This is a genomic window from Actinomadura opuntiae, from assembly GCF_030283205.1.
Classification (GTDB): Bacteria; Actinomycetota; Actinomycetes; order Streptosporangiales; family Streptosporangiaceae; genus Spirillospora.
Window position 1 is genome coordinate 323935 of sequence record NZ_JASNWF010000010.1, and the last position, 17012, is coordinate 340946.

Consider the following 17012-nt stretch of genomic DNA (forward strand, 5'->3'; position numbering starts at 1 on the left):
CCCCGATGATGGAGCGCGAGAGCATGCTCGAACTGGACGCGGTGCCCGGCATCGAGGCCGAGCGGCTGCTGACGGAGCTGGTGCGCGAGCAGGCCGCCGAGGTCCTGCGCGCCGTCACGGGCGAGGACCCCGGCCCGCTCGCCGCCGGCCGGCCGTTCCGGGAGCTGGGCCTGGACTCGATCGGCGCCGTCCAGCTGCACGACCGGCTGGTGGCGGCGACCGGCGCCGACCTGCCGACCACCGTCGCGTTCGAGCATCCGACGCCGGCGGCGCTCGCGCGGCACCTGTACACGGTGCTGCGCGGGACGCCGCCGCCCGCCGACGAGCCCGAACCAGCGCGCACCCCCGCCGCGGACGACGAACCGCTGGCGATCGTCGGAATGAGCTGCCGCTATCCCGGCGGAGCGCGCTCACCGGAAGAGCTGTGGCAGCTCCTGCTCGACGAGCGGGACGCCATATCGGGGCTCCCGACCGGCCGCGGATGGAACCTGGACGCCCTCGTCGACCCCGACCCGGACCGGCACGGCACGTCCTACACGGACCAGGGCGGGTTCCTGCACGATGCCGGCGAGTTCGACGCGGGCTTCTTCGGGATCTCGCCGCGGGAGGCGGCGGCGATGGACCCCCAGCAGCGGCTGCTGCTGGAGACGTCCTGGGAGGTGCTCGAACGGGCGGGCGTCGACCCCGCCGGGCTGCGCGGCAGCCGGACCGGCGTGTTCGTCGGCGCCGAGTACCAGGAGTACGGCCCCCGGCTGCACGAGGCGCCGGAGGGGGCCGAGGGCTACCTGCTGACCGGCAACGCGGCCAGCGTGATGTCGGGGCGGATCGCCTACACCTTCGGGCTGGAGGGCCCGGCCGTGACCGTCGACACGGCGTGCTCCAGCTCGCTGGTGGCGCTGCACCTGGCGGCCCGGTCCCTACTGCGGGGCGAGTGCACCCTTGCCCTGGCGGGCGGCGCCGCGGTGATGGCCGGGCCGGGCGCCTTCGTCGCGTTCAGCAGGCTGCGCGGGCTCTCCCCGGACGGGCGGTGCAAGGCGTTCTCCGCCGGCGCGGACGGCACCGGATGGGCCGAAGGCGTCGGCATGGTCGCGCTGGAGCGGCTGAGCGATGCCCGCCGCAACCGGCACCGGGTCCTCGCCGTGCTGCGCGGCTCGGCGATCAACCAGGACGGTGAGAGCAACGGCCTGACCGCCCCCAACGGGCTGTCGCAGCAGCGGGTGATCCGGCAGGCGCTCGCCGACGCCGGCCTGGCCGCCGCCGAGGTCGACGCCGTCGAGGCCCACGGCACCGGCACCCCGCTCGGCGACCCGATCGAGGCGCAGGCGGTGATCGGCGTCTACGGGCGGGACCGCGAGCCCGGGCGTCCGCTGTGGCTCGGGTCGATCAAGTCCAACATCGGGCACGCGCAGGCCGCCGCTGGGATCGCCGGCGTCATCAAGATGGTGATGGCGCTGCGCCACGGCGTGCTGCCCAGGACGCTGCACGCCGAGCAGCCGACACCGCACGTCGACTGGGCGTCCGCGCCGGTCGAGCTGCTGACCGGGACGCGCCCCTGGCCTGATCCCGGCCGTCCGCGCCGGGCCGGGGTCTCCTCGTTCGGCATCAGCGGCACCAACGCGCACGTGATCCTCGAACAGGCGCCGCAACCCGACACCGAGCCCGCCGAGCCCGCCGAACCCGCCGAGCCCGGCGGGGTGCTCGCGTGGCCGATCTCGGCCCGCTCGTCCGATGCCCTCGCCGCGCAGGCAGAACGGCTGATGCCGTACGCGGAGCAGCCCGTCGACACCGGCTACTCCCTCGGCACCACGCGCTCGGCCCTCGACCACCGCGCCGTCATCCTCGGGACGACGCCCGGCGATTTCCGCGACGGTCTCGCGGCGCTCGTCCGCGGCGGCGAGGCACCGGGCCTGATTCGCGGCACCGCCACGTCCGGCGGCAAGGTCGCGTTCCTGTTCACCGGCCAGGGCAGCCAGCGGCCGGGCATGGGACGCGAGCTCTACGACGCGCACCGGGTGTTCCGCGACGCGTTCGACGAAGCCTGCGACTACCTCGACCGCCACCTCGAACGGCCGCTCGCCGACGTGTTCGGCGACCGCGAGACGCTCGGCCGGACCGCCTACACCCAGCCCGCCCTGTTCGCGCTCGGGACCGCGCTGTTCCGGCTGCTGGACTCCTGGGGGCTGCGGCCCGACTTCGTCGCGGGCCACTCGATCGGCGAACTGACCGCCGCGCACGTCGCCGGCGTGCTCTCCCTCGATGACGCGGCCGCGCTCGTCGCGATACGCGGCGCCCTCATGCAGGAGCTTCCCGGCGGCGGCGCGATGGCGGCGATCGAGGCGACCGAGGACGAGCTGCGCCCGCTGCTGGCGGGCCGCGAGCACGAGGCCGCCATCGCCGCGATCAACGGCCCGTCGTCGGTCGTGGTGTCCGGTGACGCGGGCGCCGTGGCGGACATCGCCGCCCACTGGAGCGACCGCGGCCGCAGGACGCGCCGCCTGGACGTCTCGCACGCTTTCCACTCACCGCACATGGACGCGATGCTCACCGAGTTCCGGCGCGTCGCCGAGGCGATGACGTACGAGGCACCGGCGATCCCGATCGTGTCGAACCTGACCGGGGAACCGGCGACCACCGCCGAACTGCGCGACCCCCACTACTGGGTCCGCCACGTGCGCGAGGCCGTGCGGTTCGCCGACGGGATCCGGCGGCTCGACGACCTCGGCGTGCGGAGCTTCGTCGAACTCGGCCCGGACGCCGTCCTGAGCGCCATGGCACAGGAATGCCTGCCCGACCGCGACGGCCGGACGGTGTTCGCGCCGCTGCTGCGCCGCGACCGGCCCGAGGCGGCGCAGCTCATGGAGTCGGTCGCCCGCGTCCACGCCGCCGGAGCCGACCTCGACTGGCACGGCGTCCACGCCGAGCGGCGCGCCCGCCGGATCGACCTGCCCACCTACCCGTTCCAACGTCGGAACTACTGGATGGAGCAGGGCACCGGCACCGGCGCCGCCGAAGACCTCGGCCTGCGCGCCGCCGGGCACCCGCTGCTCGGCTCCAGCGTCACGATCGCCGAGGACGGCCGGCTGCTGCTCACCGGCAGGCTGTCCGTCCGCACCCACCCCTGGCTCGCCGACCACGCCGTGGACGGCACGGTCCTGCTGCCCGGCACCGCCTTCGCCGATCTCGCCATCGCGGCCGGTGACCAGGTCGGATGCGCGCTCGTCGAAGAGCTGGCCATGCAGGCGCCGCTCGTCCTGCCCGAGCACGGCGCCGTCCGCGTCCAGCTCGGCGTCGGCGCCCCGGACGGCACCGGGCGGCGGCCGCTCGTCCTGCACTCCCAGCCCGACGGCGCCGCCGAGGACGCCCCCTGGACCCGCCACGCCGCCGGAACCCTGGCCCCGACCGCACCGCCCGAACCGGCGCCGCTGGACGTGTGGCCCCCCGAAGGCGCCGCCGAACTCCCCGTCGACGGCCTCTACGACCGCCTGGCCGACATCGGATACGGCTACGGCCCGGTGTTCCGGGGACTGCGGAAGGCATGGCGGCGCGGCGACGAGGTCTTCGCCGAGGTCGCCGTCCCCGACGGCGTCGACACCGGCGCGTTCGGCCTGCATCCGGCCCTGCTCGACGCCGTCTTCCACGCCCTCGACGCCGTCCCGGACGGCTCCGCGGGCCGTGTCGAACTCCCCTTCGCCTGGACGGGAATGGCCCTGCACGCCACCGGGGCGTCCGCGTTGCGCGCGCGGCTGGCCCCGGACGGCCGCGACGGGATCGCCGTGACCCTCGCCGATCCGGCCGGACGACCGGTCGCCTCGATCGACACGCTGATCCTGCGGCCCCTGCCCACCGAGCGAGCCGCCGACCAGCACGGACACCGCGACGCGCTGTTCCGCGTCGACTGGACCCCCGTCCCGGAGACGGACACCGCGCCGCCGCCGTGGGCGGTGCTCGGCCCCGACACGCTCGGTCTCGACGCCGGCAGCCACCCCGACCTCGAAGCCCTCGCCGCGGCCGGGCCCCCGGACGGCCGGATGCCCGACGTCGTGGTGCCGATCGCCCCGGACGGGCGGCCCGACGCCGCGGCGGCCGCGCGCGAGGCCACCCTCGGCGCGCTCGCCCTCGTCCAGGCCTGGACGGCCGACGAACGGTTCGCCGACGCCCGCATGATCGTGGTGACCCGGGGAGCGGTCGCCCGCGACGACCTGGTGAGCCTCGCGCATGCGCCGGTGTGGGGCCTCGTCCGGTCGGCCGAGGCGGAGAACCCGGGCCGCTTCGTCCTGGTCGACCTGGACGACGAGCCCGGCTCCGTCGATGCGATCCCGCGCGCTCTCGCGTCAGGTGAGCCCGAGCTGGCCGTCCGCGACGGACGGCTGCTCGCCTCCCGCCTCGTCCGCGCCACCGGCCACATTGCGGCCGCCGTTCCGGCATGGAATCCGGACGGGACCGTCCTGGTCACCGGCGGAACGGGCGGCATCGGCAGCCTCGTGGCCCGCCATCTCGCCGACCGGCATGGCGTCCGGCACCTCCTGCTCGCCGGCCGCCAAGGCATGGACGCGCCCGGCGCCGCCGAACTCCACGCATCGCTCACCGAACTCGGCGCGTCGGTGCGCATCGCCGCGTGCGACGTGGGCGACCGGCAGGCCGTCGCGGACCTGCTCGCGTCGATCCCCGCGGAACACCCGCTCACCGCCGTCGTCCACCTGGCCGGAATCGTGGACGACGGGCTGGTCGGCTCCCTCACCCCGGAGCATGTCGACCGCGTGTTCCGTCCCAAGGCCGACGCCGCCTGGAACCTGCACGAGCTGACCGCCGACCTCCCCGACCTCGCCGAGTTCGTGCTGTTCTCCAGCGCCTCCGCGACCATGGACGGCCCCGGACAGGGCAACTACGCCGCCGCGAACGCCTTCGTCGAAGCCCTCGCCCGTCACCGGCGCTCCATCGGCCTGCCCGCCCTGGCCCTCGGCTGGGGCCTGTGGACCGAAGAGACCGGCATGGCCGCCCGCCTCACCGACGCGGACGTGGCGCGCATGGCCCGCCAAGGCGTCCTCCCGCTGTCCGCCGACCAAGGACTGTCGCTCCTCGACCTGGCTCGGAGCATGCAGGACCCCGTGCTGCTCCCCATCCGCCTCGACCTCGCCGCGCTCCGCGACACGGCCGCCGACGTGCGGCCGATCTTCCAGGGCCTCGTCCGGCGACCGCTCCGCCGAGCGCAGACCACCGCCGGTGACGCGTCCCTGCGCCAACGCCTGGAGACTCTTTCGGACGCACGGCGCGACGAGGAACTGCTCGATCTGGTCCGGTCCCACGCGGCCGCGGTCCTGGGCCATCCCGGATCCGAGGCGATCGACCCCGACGCACCCTTCAGTTCCGTCGGCTTCGACTCGCTGGCCGCCGTCGAATTCCGCAACCGCCTGAACACCGCCACCGGCCTGCGCCTCCCCGCAACGCTCACCTTCGACCACCCCACCCCACTGGCGATCACCCGGTTCCTGCACGGCCGGCTGTTCGGCGAGGACACCCGGCACGCCAAGGTGACACCGCGCCCGGTGTCCGTTGCGGACGACCCGGTGGTGGTCGTGGGCATGGCGTGCCGGTTCCCCGGCGGTGTGTCGTCCCCGGACGACCTGTGGGGCCTGGTCGAGCGCGGCGGAGACGGCATTTCCGGCTTCCCCACCGACCGCGGCTGGGGTGACGACCTTTTCAGCTCGGATTCCCCAGCCTCCACCGGCTCTTTCTCAGCCGAGGGCGGTTTCCTTTACGACGCCGCGGACTTCGATCCCGAATTCTTTGGTATCTCGCCGCGCGAAGCGGTCGCGATAGACCCGCAGCAGCGGTTGCTGCTGGAGGTGTCGTGGGAGGCGCTGGAAGCCGCCGGTATTGACCCGGTGGGGCTTCGGGAGAGCGACACCGGTGTGTTCGCCGGGGTGATGTACCACGATTACGCGTCGCGGGTGCGGGTGGTCCCTGAGGACGTGGCCGGATTCTTGGGGAACGGCAGCCTGGGCAGTGTGGTGTCGGGGCGTGTGGCGTACACGTTCGGGTTCGAGGGTCCGGCGGTGTCGATCGATACGGCGTGTTCGTCGTCGCTGGTGGCGTTGCACCTGGCCGGTCAGGCGTTGCGGTCGGGTGAGTGCTCGCTGGCGTTGGCCGGTGGGGTGACGGTGATGTCCACGCCGGATACCTTCGTCGACTTTTATCGTCAGGGCGGGTTGGCGTCTGACGGGCGGTGCAAGTCGTTCGCCGATGCGGCTGATGGCACGGGCTGGTCCGAAGGCGTCGGAGTCGTGGTTCTGGAGCGTCTGTCGGACGCTCGCCGTAATGGGCACCAGGTGCTTGCGGTGGTGCGGGGTTCGGCGGTGAATCAGGATGGTGCGTCGAATGGGTTGACGGCGCCGAACGGTCCGTCGCAGCAGCGGGTGATCCGGCAGGCGTTGGCCAGTGCTGGGTTGTCGGTGGCGGATGTGGACGCGGTGGAGGCGCACGGCACCGGCACCACGTTGGGCGACCCGATCGAGGCGCAGGCGCTGCTGGCTACCTATGGGCAGGAGCGAGGCGAGTCTGGCCCGCTGTGGGTCGGGTCGGTGAAGTCCAACCTTGGGCATACGCAGGCGGCGGCGGGCGTGGCTGGTGTGATCAAGATGGTCCAGGCGATGCGCCATGGGACGCTGCCCAAGTCCCTCCATATCGATGTTCCGTCGTCGCATGTGGATTGGTCGGCGGGCGAGGTCGAGTTGCTGGCCGAGGGGCGGGAGTGGCCGTCTGCGGGTCGGCCGCGGCGGGCGGGTGTGTCGTCGTTCGGGATCAGCGGCACCAACGCCCACGTGATTTTGGAGGAAGCACCCGCTCCTGAGCCTGCTCCTGCACCGGAGCGGAGCGATGGTGTGGTGCCGTGGGTGGTGTCGGCGCGGTCGGCGCAGGCGTTGGCGGGTCAGGTGGCGCGGCTGCGAGACTTTGTAGCGGCGCGTCCGGAGCTTGCTCCGGTGGACGTCGGGTTCTCTCTTGCGACTTCCCGTGCTCATTTGCCGTATCGGGCGACTGCGGTCGGTGTCTCCGGTGAGGAGTTGCTGGCCGGGTTGGAGGCGGCTGCGGGGCAGGCCGTATCCGGTGGGAAGTTGGCGGTGTTGTTCACCGGTCAGGGTGCGCAGCGGCTCGGGATGGGCCAGGGGTTGTATGCGGCGTTCCCGGTGTTCGCTTCAACCTTCGATGACGTCTGCGCGGTGCTTGACGAGCATCTAGACCGTCCCATCCGCGAAGTTATCTCCGGTGACGCGGACCTGCTGGACCAGACGGCCTACACCCAGCCGGCGTTGTTCGCGGTTGAGGTTGCGGCGTTCCGGTTGCTGGAGTCGTGGGGGATCGCACCCGACTATGTGGCGGGCCATTCGATCGGTGAGTTGGCGGCTGCTCACGTCGCGGGTGTGTGGTCGTTGGGGGATGCGGCTGCGTTGGTGGCGGCGCGTGGCCGGTTGATGCAGGCGTTGCCGAGTGGCGGCGCGATGGCTGCGTTCGCCGCGTCCGAGGACGATGTGCGGGCGGTTCTGACCGGGGAGGTGGATATTGCGGCGGTGAATGGGCCGTCGCAGGTGGTGGTGTCGGGTCCGGAGTCGGCGGTGGCGGCCGTGGTGGCGATTTTCGAGGAACGAGGTGTGCGGACGCGTCGGCTGCGGGTCTCGCACGCCTTCCATTCGCACCTGATGGAGCCGATGCTGGCGGAGTTCGCTGCGGTGGCGGAGTCGCTGTCGTACGCCGAACCGGACATCGCTGTGGTGTCCGGAGTGACTGGGCGCCTCGCCGAGTCGGGTGAGCTGAGCGATCCGGGCTATTGGGTGCGGCAGGTGCGCGAGGCGGTCCGGTTCGGTGACGCCGTCCAATCGCTGCGTACCGAAGGTGTGGGCACGTTCGTTGAGGCGGGGCCGGACGCGGCGCTGACGGCGATGGCCGCAGAATCCGCAGGCGACGACGCAGAACTGATCGCGCTGCTGCGCCGCGATCGCGACGAGGAACACGCCGCCGTTTCGGCGTTGAGCCGCATCCACACACGGGGACACCGGGTCGACTGGACGAGCTTCTTCGCCGGCCGGGGCGCCCGCAGGGTCGAGCTGCCGACCTACGCCTTCCAGCATCGGCGGTATTGGCTGGACGCGGGATCGGACGCGGGCGATCCGTCCGAGCTGGGCCAGGAGCCGGCGCACCATCCGCTGCTGGGTGCGGCGGTGAGGTCGCCGGATTCTGACGGCGCTCTGCTGACCGGACGCTTGTCGTTGCGATCGCATCCGTGGCTGACCGACCACGTGGTGGACGGTGCCGTGCTGCTGCCGGGGACGGCGTTCGTGGAGATGGCCATCCGTGCCGGGGACGAGGTCGGTGCGGGGCATCTGGACGAACTGGTCCTGGAGGCGCCGCTCGTTCTGGCCGAGCGCGGCGCGGCGCAGGTTCAGGTGAGGGTGGACGGGGCCGACGAGCGCGGCCGCCGTGCGGTGAGCGTCCACGCCCGTCCTGCATCCGACGACGCCGACAGCCCGTGGATGCTGCACGCGCGCGGCGTTCTCACTTCCGCGCCGACACCCCCGTCGTTCGATCTGACCCAATGGCCGCCGACCGGTGCCGAGGCGGTCGATGTCGAGGGCCTTTACGGCGAACTGGACGCGGCCGGACTGGCCTACGGGCCGGTCTTCCGGGGGCTGCGTGCGGCGTGGCGTCGCGGCGGCGAGGTGTTCGCCGAGGTCGCGCTGCCGGACGGGGTGCCGGTCGAAGGCTTCGGGTTGCACCCGGCCTTGCTGGATGCGGCCTTGCACGGGATGGGCGCGGGGCGCGGCACGGCGGTCGAGCCCACATTGCCGTTCGCGTGGTCGGGTGTGGCGCTGCACGCCGTGGGCGCGACGACTCTTCGGGTGCGTCTCGATGAGACCGCGGCGGACACGGTCTCGCTTCAGCTCGCCGATGCGACCGGCCGTCCCGTGGCGTCGGTGGATGCGCTGGTGCTCCGGGAACTGCCGACCGGGAAGCTGAGCGGACCAGGGCTGCACGATGCGCTGTTCGAGCTGGAGTGGGCGCCTCTGACGACGTCCGGACCAGTGGATCAGGCAACGGCAACGTGGGCGGTCGTCGGCGCCGACCCCGACCTCGGTTTCGAGGCGCCGCTCTACCCGGACCTGGACGCGTTGGCCGCAGCGATCGACCAGGGCGCCGCGACGCCGGAGAACGTGGTCCTCGCCTGTGCCCCGAGCCCGTCCGGCAATTCGCACGTGCCCGAGGCTGCGCGCGAAACGGCGTATCAGGTGCTCGCCCGCGTCCAGCAATGGCTGGCGGACGACCGGTTCGCCGACGGACGCCTCGTCGTGCTGACCTCGCAGGCCATCGCGGCGGGCGGCCCGAACGACGATCGGATCGACCTCGCCCAGGCCTCGATCTGGGGGCTAATCCGATCGGCGCGCGCGGAGAATCCGGACCGTTTCGTGCTGGTGGACGTCGATGACCTGGCCGGGTGCGCGGACGCGGTCGCCGCCGGGCTGGCCGCCGGGGAGCCGGAGTTCGCGGTGCGGGACGGAGAACCGCGGGTGCCGCGCCTCGCCCGGACGGCCGGGGCGAGGCTGCCGGTCCCGGCCGGCGCGGCGGCGTGGCGGTTGGACACCCCGACCAAGGGGACGCTGGACGGCTTGCGCCTGGTGGAACGCGACGACGTGTCGGGCCCGCTCGGCGCGGGCGAGGTGCGGGTCGGGCTGCGGGCGGCCGGGATGAACTTCCGGGACGTGCTGAACGTGCTGGGCATGTACCCGGGTGAGGCGGGCCTGCTGGGGTTGGAGGGCGCGGGGGTCGTCCTGGACGTCGGCTCCGGCGTGCGGGATCTGGCGCCGGGCGATCGGGTGATGGGCATGTTCTCCGGCGCGTTCGGGCCCGTGGCGGTCGCCGACCGGCGGCTCATGGCGCGCATTCCGGACGGCTGGTCGTTCGCGGAGGCGGCGACGGTTCCGGTGGTGTACCTGACCACGTACTACGCGCTGGTGGACCTGGCCGGTCTCCGGCCGGGCGAGTCCGTGCTGGTTCACGCCGCCGCTGGGGGAGTGGGAATCGCCGCCGTGCAGATCGCGCGGCATCTCGGCGCGGACGTCTTCGGCACGGCAAGCCCCGGCAAATGGGACACGCTGCGCGCGTGGGGCTTGGACGATGTGCATATCGCGTCGTCGCGAACCCTCGATTTCGAACCGGAATTCCTTCAGGCCACCACGGGCCGGGGAATGGACGTCGTCCTGAACTCGCTGGCCAACGAGTTCGTGGACGCGTCACTGCGGCTGCTGCCACGCGGTGGACGGTTCGTGGAGATGGGCAAGACAGACGTCCGCGACGCGGCCCAGGTCACAGCCGACCATCCGGGCGTGCGCTACAAGGCGTTCGACGTCATGGACGCGGGCTTCGACCGCATCCAGGAAATGTTCGCGGCGCTGTGCGAACTGTTCGCCGCCGGCGCGCTCAGCCCGCTGCCACTGGTGACCTGGGATGTGCGCCGTGCTCCGGAGGCGTTCCGGTATGTGAGCCAGGTCCGGCACATCGGCAAGGTCGTCCTCTCGATCCCGCAAGCGCTCGATCCTGCTGGAACGGTACTGGTGACGGGGGCGTCCGGAGCGCTCGGCGGCCTGGTCGCCCGCCATCTGGCCGCCGAACGCGGCGTGCGGAACCTGCTGCTGGTGAGCCGCCGGGGAACCGAGGCGCCCGGCATGGACGACCTGGTCGCCGAACTCGCGGACCTGGGCGCGGCCGTGCGGGTGGCGGCGTGCGACGCGTCGGACCGTGACGCCCTGGCGGATGTGATCGGGACGATCGCAACGGACCATCCGCTGGTCGGAGTGGTGCACACCGCGGGCGTCGTCGATGACGGGGTGATCGGGTCGCTTTCGCCCGGCCGAATGGACACCGTGATGCGGCCCAAGGTGGACGCGGCGTGGAACCTGCACGAATTGACCCGCGATGCGGACCTGTCGATGTTCGCGCTGTTCTCCTCCGTGTCCGGTGTGATGGGCAGCGCAGGCCAGGGCAATTACGCGGCGGCGAACACCTTCCTGGACGCGCTCGCGGCTTATCGGCGCGGCCTGGGAATGCCCGCCGTTTCGCTGGCGTGGGGGCTGTGGGAGCGCACCAGCGCAATGACCTCGGGACTGGAGGCGGCCGACCGGGAAAGGATCGCCCGTGACGGCGTTCTCGGATTGTCGGACGACCTCGGGCTCGCCCTTTTCGACGCCGCTGACGCGGTCGGCGAGCCGCTGGTCGTGCCGGTACGTCTGGACATCGCCCGTCTCCGCAATGGCCCGGTGCCGGCGTTGCTACGAGGCCTCGCCGGTGGGCAGGGACGCCGCGTCGCGGGCAACGCCGAGCAAGACGAAGGGCTCGCGGCCCGGCTCGCGGCGCTCCCCGCGGAGGACGCGGCCGCCCGTCTCGTGGAACTGGTCCGCCGGAACGTCGCCATCGTCCTCGGCCATACCGACCCTGCGAGCGTGCAGCTGAACCGCTCCTTCCGCGAGGCGGGCGTCGACTCGCTGATCGCGGTGGAATTGCGGAACCGGTTGGCGGAGGAGACCGGTGTGCGGCTGCCCGCGACGCTCGTCTTCGACTACCCGTCCCCGGCCGACGTCGCCGCGTTCCTGCGCACGGAACTGCTCGGCGAGCAACCGGTGACCAGCGAGGCGGCCGCGCCGGCCGCCGTCTCCGACGACCCGCTGGCCATTGTCGGCATGAGCTGCCGATTCCCCGGTGGTGTGCGGTCGCCGGAAGATCTGTGGCGTTTGCTGGAGCGTGGCGGTGATGCCATCAGCGAGTTCCCGGCTGACCGTGGTTGGGATCATGATCTGTTCGATCCTGATCCTGCTGTGGTGGGGAAAAGTTATGTCCGTGAGGGCGGGTTCCTTTATGACGCTGCTGAGTTTGATGCGGCGTTCTTTGGTATCTCGCCGCGTGAGGCGTTGGCGATGGATCCGCAGCAGCGGTTGCTGCTGGAGGCGTCGTGGGAGGCGCTGGAAAGCGCCGGAATCAACCCGCTGGGCCTTCGCGGAAGCGACACCGGCGTATTCGCCGGAGTGATCTACCACGACTACGCCCAGCACGTCGTCGCGCCCGAGGGCGTGGAGGGCTACCTCGGAACGGGCGGCTCGGGTGGCGTCGCGTCCGGCCGGATCTCTTACACCTTCGGCCTTGAAGGCCCTGCCGTATCGGTCGATACCGCGTGTTCGTCGTCGTTGGTGGCGTTGCATTTGGCGGGGCAGGCGCTGCGGTCGGGTGAGTGTTCGCTGGCGCTGGCAGGCGGTGTGACGGTGATGGCCACCCCCGAGACGTTTGTTGATTTTTCGCGGCAGCGTGGGTTGGCGCCCGATGGGCGGTGTAAGGCGTTCGCCGAGGCCGCTGACGGGACGGCGTGGTCGGAGGGTGTCGGGGTCCTGGTGGTGGAGCGTCTGTCGGACGCCCGCCGCAACGGCCACCAGGTGTTGGCGGTTGTCCGTGGTTCGGCGGTGAATCAGGATGGTGCGTCCAATGGGTTGACGGCACCGAATGGCCCGTCGCAGCAGCGTGTGATTCGTCAGGCATTGGCGGGTGCGGGGTTGTCGGTGGCCGATGTGGATGCGGTCGAGGCGCACGGCACCGGCACCAGGTTGGGCGACCCGATAGAAGCGCAGGCGTTGCTGGCGACGTATGGGCAGGAGCGGGGCGAGTCGGGTCCGTTGTGGGTGGGGTCGGTGAAGTCGAATCTGGGTCATACGCAGGCGGCGGCGGGTGTGGCCGGTGTGATCAAGATGATCGAGGCGATGCGGCACCACCGGCTGCCCAGGTCGCTGCATGTGGACGCGCCGTCCTCGCATGTGGATTGGTCGGCGGGCGAGGTGCGGGTGTTGGGGGAGGCGCGGGAGTGGCCGTCCGTGGGGAGGCCGCGCCGGGCGGGGGTGTCGTCGTTCGGTTTCAGTGGCACGAACGCGCACGTCATCTTGGAAGAGGCTCCTGAACCGGAACCTGCTCCCGTACCGGAACCGAGTGCTGGTGTGGTGCCGTGGGTGGTGTCCGCGCGGTCGGCGCAGGCACTGTCCGAGCAGGTGGCGCGGCTGCGCGACTACGTTGCCGACCGTCCCGAGTTGACCCCGCTTGATGTCGGGTTCTCGCTGGCGACCGCACGCGCACACCTGCCCCATCGAGCCGTCGCGGCGGGCGCCACTCGCGAAGAACTACTGGCGGGACTGGTCGGCGCCGACCTCCAGAACGCCTCGGATGGGCAACTGGCCGTGCTGTTCACCGGCCAGGGCGCGCAGCGCCTCGGGATGGGACAAGGCCTGTACGCGTCCTTCCCGGTCTTCGCATCGGCATTCGATGACGTCTGCGCAGCGCTGGACGAGCATGTCGACCGTTCGATCCGCGAGGTCATTCGCGACGAGCCGGATCTGCTCGACCAGACGGCTTACGCACAGCCGGCGCTGTTCGCCAACGAGGTGGCTCTGTTCCGCCTGCTGGAATCGTGGGGCATCGCGCCCGACTACGTGGCGGGCCATTCGATTGGTGAACTCGCCGCGGCCTATGTCGCAGGGGTGTGGGCGTTGGCGGACGCGGCGGCGCTCGTGGCGGCACGCGGCCGGTTGATGCAGGCGCTCCCGAGCGATGGCGCGATGGCTGCGATCGCCGCGTCCGAGGACGACGTCCGCGCGGAGTTGAAGGACGGCGTCGACATCGCGGCAGTGAACGGCCCGTCCCAGACGGTGATCTCCGGCGAAGAAACCGCCATCACGGCCGTGATGGCGGTGTTCGAGGAGCGCGGGGTGCGGGCGCGGCGCCTGCGCGTCTCGCATGCCTTCCACTCATACCTGATGGAACCGATGCTCACCGAGTTCGCCGCCGTAGCGAAGTCGGTGTCGTACGCCGAGCCGGTGACCTGCGTGGTGTCGGGGGCGACGGGAAGCATCGCGGAGCCGGGCGAGCTGACCGACCCCGACTACTGGGTCCGCCAGGTTCGGGACGCGGTGCGGTTCGGCGACGTCGTGCGGACCCTGTGCGGCGAGGGCGTCACGACCATGGTGGAGGCGGGTCCCGATGGCGCGTTGACGGCGATGGCCGCCGAGACCGCGGCCGACGGCGTGACGCTGGTGCCGCTGCTGCGCCGCGACCGCGATGAGGAGCACACAGCCGTCTCGGCACTGGGCCGGATCCATGCCGCCGGTCACGAGGTGGATTGGGCCGCGTTCTTCGACGGCCGTGGCGCGCGCCGGGTCGGGCTGCCGACCTACGCGTTCCAGCGCGAGCGGTACTGGCTGGAAGCCCCCGCGCCGTCGTCGGGAGACCCGTCCGGACTGGGGCAGGAGCCGACGAACCATCCGCTGCTGGGGGCCGCCGTCCCGCTGCCGAACGCGGACGGCGTCGTCCTGACCGGTCGCCTGTCGGCGCGGTCCCATCCCTGGCTGGCGGACCATGTGGTGGGCGGCGCCGTCCTGCTGCCCGGGACGGCCTTCGTGGAGATGGCCGTCCGCGCCGGCGAGGAGGTCGGCGCCGGCCAGCTGGAGGAACTGGTACTCCAGGCACCGCTCGTCCTGGACGAGCAGGACGCCGTCCAGGTGCAGGTCGTCGTCGAGCAGGCCGACGAGCTGGACCGCCGCACCGTGATCGTCTACTCGCGCGCCGGTGAGGCGGATGAGCCGTGGACGAGGCACGCCGAAGGCGTCCTGCTGCCCGCTTCCGGCGCCCCGTCGTTCGACCTGTCCCAGTGGCCGCCCGCGGACGCCGAACCGGTGGACGTGACGGGCCTCTACGAGGACATGGCGCAGACCGGCCTGTCCTACGGCCCGCTCTTCCAGGGCGTCCGGGCGGTGTGGCGGCGCGGCGGCGAGGTGTTCGCCGAGGTCGCGCTGCCCGAGGGCACATCGGTCGATGGGTTCGGGCTGCACCCGGCGGCGCTGGACGCCGCACTGCACGCCTTCGGTTCGGGACGCGAGGCCTCGGCCGCGCCAGCCCTTCCGTTCGCGTGGTCGCAGGTGACCGTCCACGCGGCGGGCGCTACCTCGTTGCGCGTGAGGCTGGAGGAGACCGCCGACGACACGATGTCGTTGCAACTGGCGGATGCGGCGGGCCGTCCGGTCGCGTCGGTGGGCTCGCTGACGCTGCGGGCACTTCCGGCCGAATCGCTCGAGCGCCGCGCACACCACGAGTCGCTGTTCGAGGTGCAATGGACGCCCGCGCCTACGCAGCCGCAGGACGCCGCCGGTTCCGTCGCCGTCGTCGGTAGCGATGATCTCGGTCTGGACGTCCCCCTCCGCCCGACCCTGGACGCGATGGCGGCCGAGGGGCCGGTCCCCGACCTCGTCATCCTGCCGTGCTGGACTGGTGCGACCACCGGCAGCGTCCCGGAAACCGTCAGGTCCGTGACGTACCGCGTCCTGGAGACGTTGCAGACCTGGCTCGGCGACCCCCGCCTCGAAGCGTCGAAGCTCGCCATCGTCACCCGCGGCGCGGTCGGTGCCGGAGAGCACGGCGTCGATCTCGCGCAGGCCCCGGTCCTCGGACTGGTCCGGGCCGCGCAGGAGGAGAACCCGGGCAGGTTCCTCCTGATCGACATCGACGAAAGCCCCGAGTCCGTCCGCGTACTGCCCAAGGTGGCGCGGTCCGAGGAACCCGAGATGGCGGTGCGGGCGGGGCAGGTCACCGTGCCGCGCCTGGCCCGGGCGCCGCACGCGACCGGCGCGGAGCACGGACCGGTCTTCGACCCGGACGGAACGGTCCTCGTCACCGGCGCGACCGGCGCACTCGGCGGCGCGCTCGCCCGGCACCTGGTCACCGCGCACGGCGTCCGGCATCTGCTGCTGGTGAGCCGCCGCGGGGGAGCGGAACCCCTGGTCAGCGAACTCGCCGAACTGGGGGCCGCTGCCGCGTCGGTCGCCTGCGACGCGGCGGACCGGCAGGCGCTCGCCGCGGTGCTGGCGGGCGTGCCGTCCGACCGCCCGCTCACCGCGGTGGTCCATGCCGCGGGCGTCCTGGACGACGGTGTCGTCTCCGCCCTGAGCCGGGAGCGGTTCGAGCGGGTGCTGAGGCCGAAGGTCGACGCGGCGTGGAACCTGCACGAGCTCACCGCAGCGCTGGACCTGTCGGCGTTCGTGCTGTTCTCGTCGGCCGCCGGTGTCTACAGCCCGTCCGGGCAGGCGAACTACGCGGCGGCGAACGCGTTCCTGGACGCGCTGGCCTTGCACCGGCACGCCCGCGGCCTGCCCGCCGTATCGCTGGCGTGGGGGCCGTGGGACGCGACCGGCGGCATGGCCGGGCAGCTGTCCGGCGCCGACCGGCAGCGCCTCGCACGTTCCGGGCTGCGGCCGCTCACCACCGAGGACGGCCTGGCGCTCTTCGACACCGCGCTCGAGGCGGCGCGCCCCGTCACGCTGCCGATGCATCTCGATCTGCCGGGGTTGCGATCGCGGGCGAGCTCGGAGCCCGTCCCGGCGCTGCTGCGGGGACTGGTCCGAGCCCCGAAACGGCGGGTGCCCGAGCCCGGCGGAGACGAGCCGATGGCCGAGCGCCTCGCCGGCCTGCCGGAGCGGGAACGCGACGCGGTGGCGCTGACGTTCGTGCGGACGCACGTCGCCGCCGTGATCGGCCACGCCGGTCCCGACGCGGTCGACCCGGAACGCGGCTTCACCGAACTGGGGCTGGACTCGCTGGCGTCCCTCGACCTGCGCAACCGGCTGGGCGCGCTGACCGGCCTCCGCCTCCCGGCGACGCTGATCTTCGACTATCCGAACGCGGTCGCGCTGTCGCGCTTCCTCGTGGCGGAGCTCATGCCCGACCTCGCTCCGCCGTCCATCGAGGAGGAGCTCGACCGCTTCGAACGGCTGCTGGCCAACGGCGCGGCGGACGAGGCGGCCAAGGGGCGGATCACGCTGCGGCTGCGCGCCCTGGCGGCGAAGCTGGCGGACGGCGCGAACGCCGAACCGGAGGAGTCCGACGACCTGGAGTCGGCGACCGCCGAGGAGATCTTCGACATCCTCGACAACGAGCTGGAGAGCTGACGG

The 17012-nt window shown here is 72.4% G+C and carries 1 protein-coding gene; it reads left to right on the top strand.

Annotation, left to right across the window (positions count from 1 at the left end; genetic code table 11):
- The first annotated feature begins 5 nt into the window (after positions 1-5).
- A complete protein-coding gene (locus tag QP089_RS23595; RefSeq protein ID WP_285914021.1) occupies positions 6-17009 on the top strand; it encodes a type I polyketide synthase in 17004 nt (5667 codons plus the stop codon).
- The last annotated feature ends 3 nt before the right edge of the window (positions 17010-17012 follow it).

Coding starts and splice junctions, on each gene's coding strand:
- QP089_RS23595 (WP_285914021.1), top strand. CDS start 6: ATGATGGAGCGCGAGAGCATGCTCGAACTGGACGCGGTGCCCGGCATC.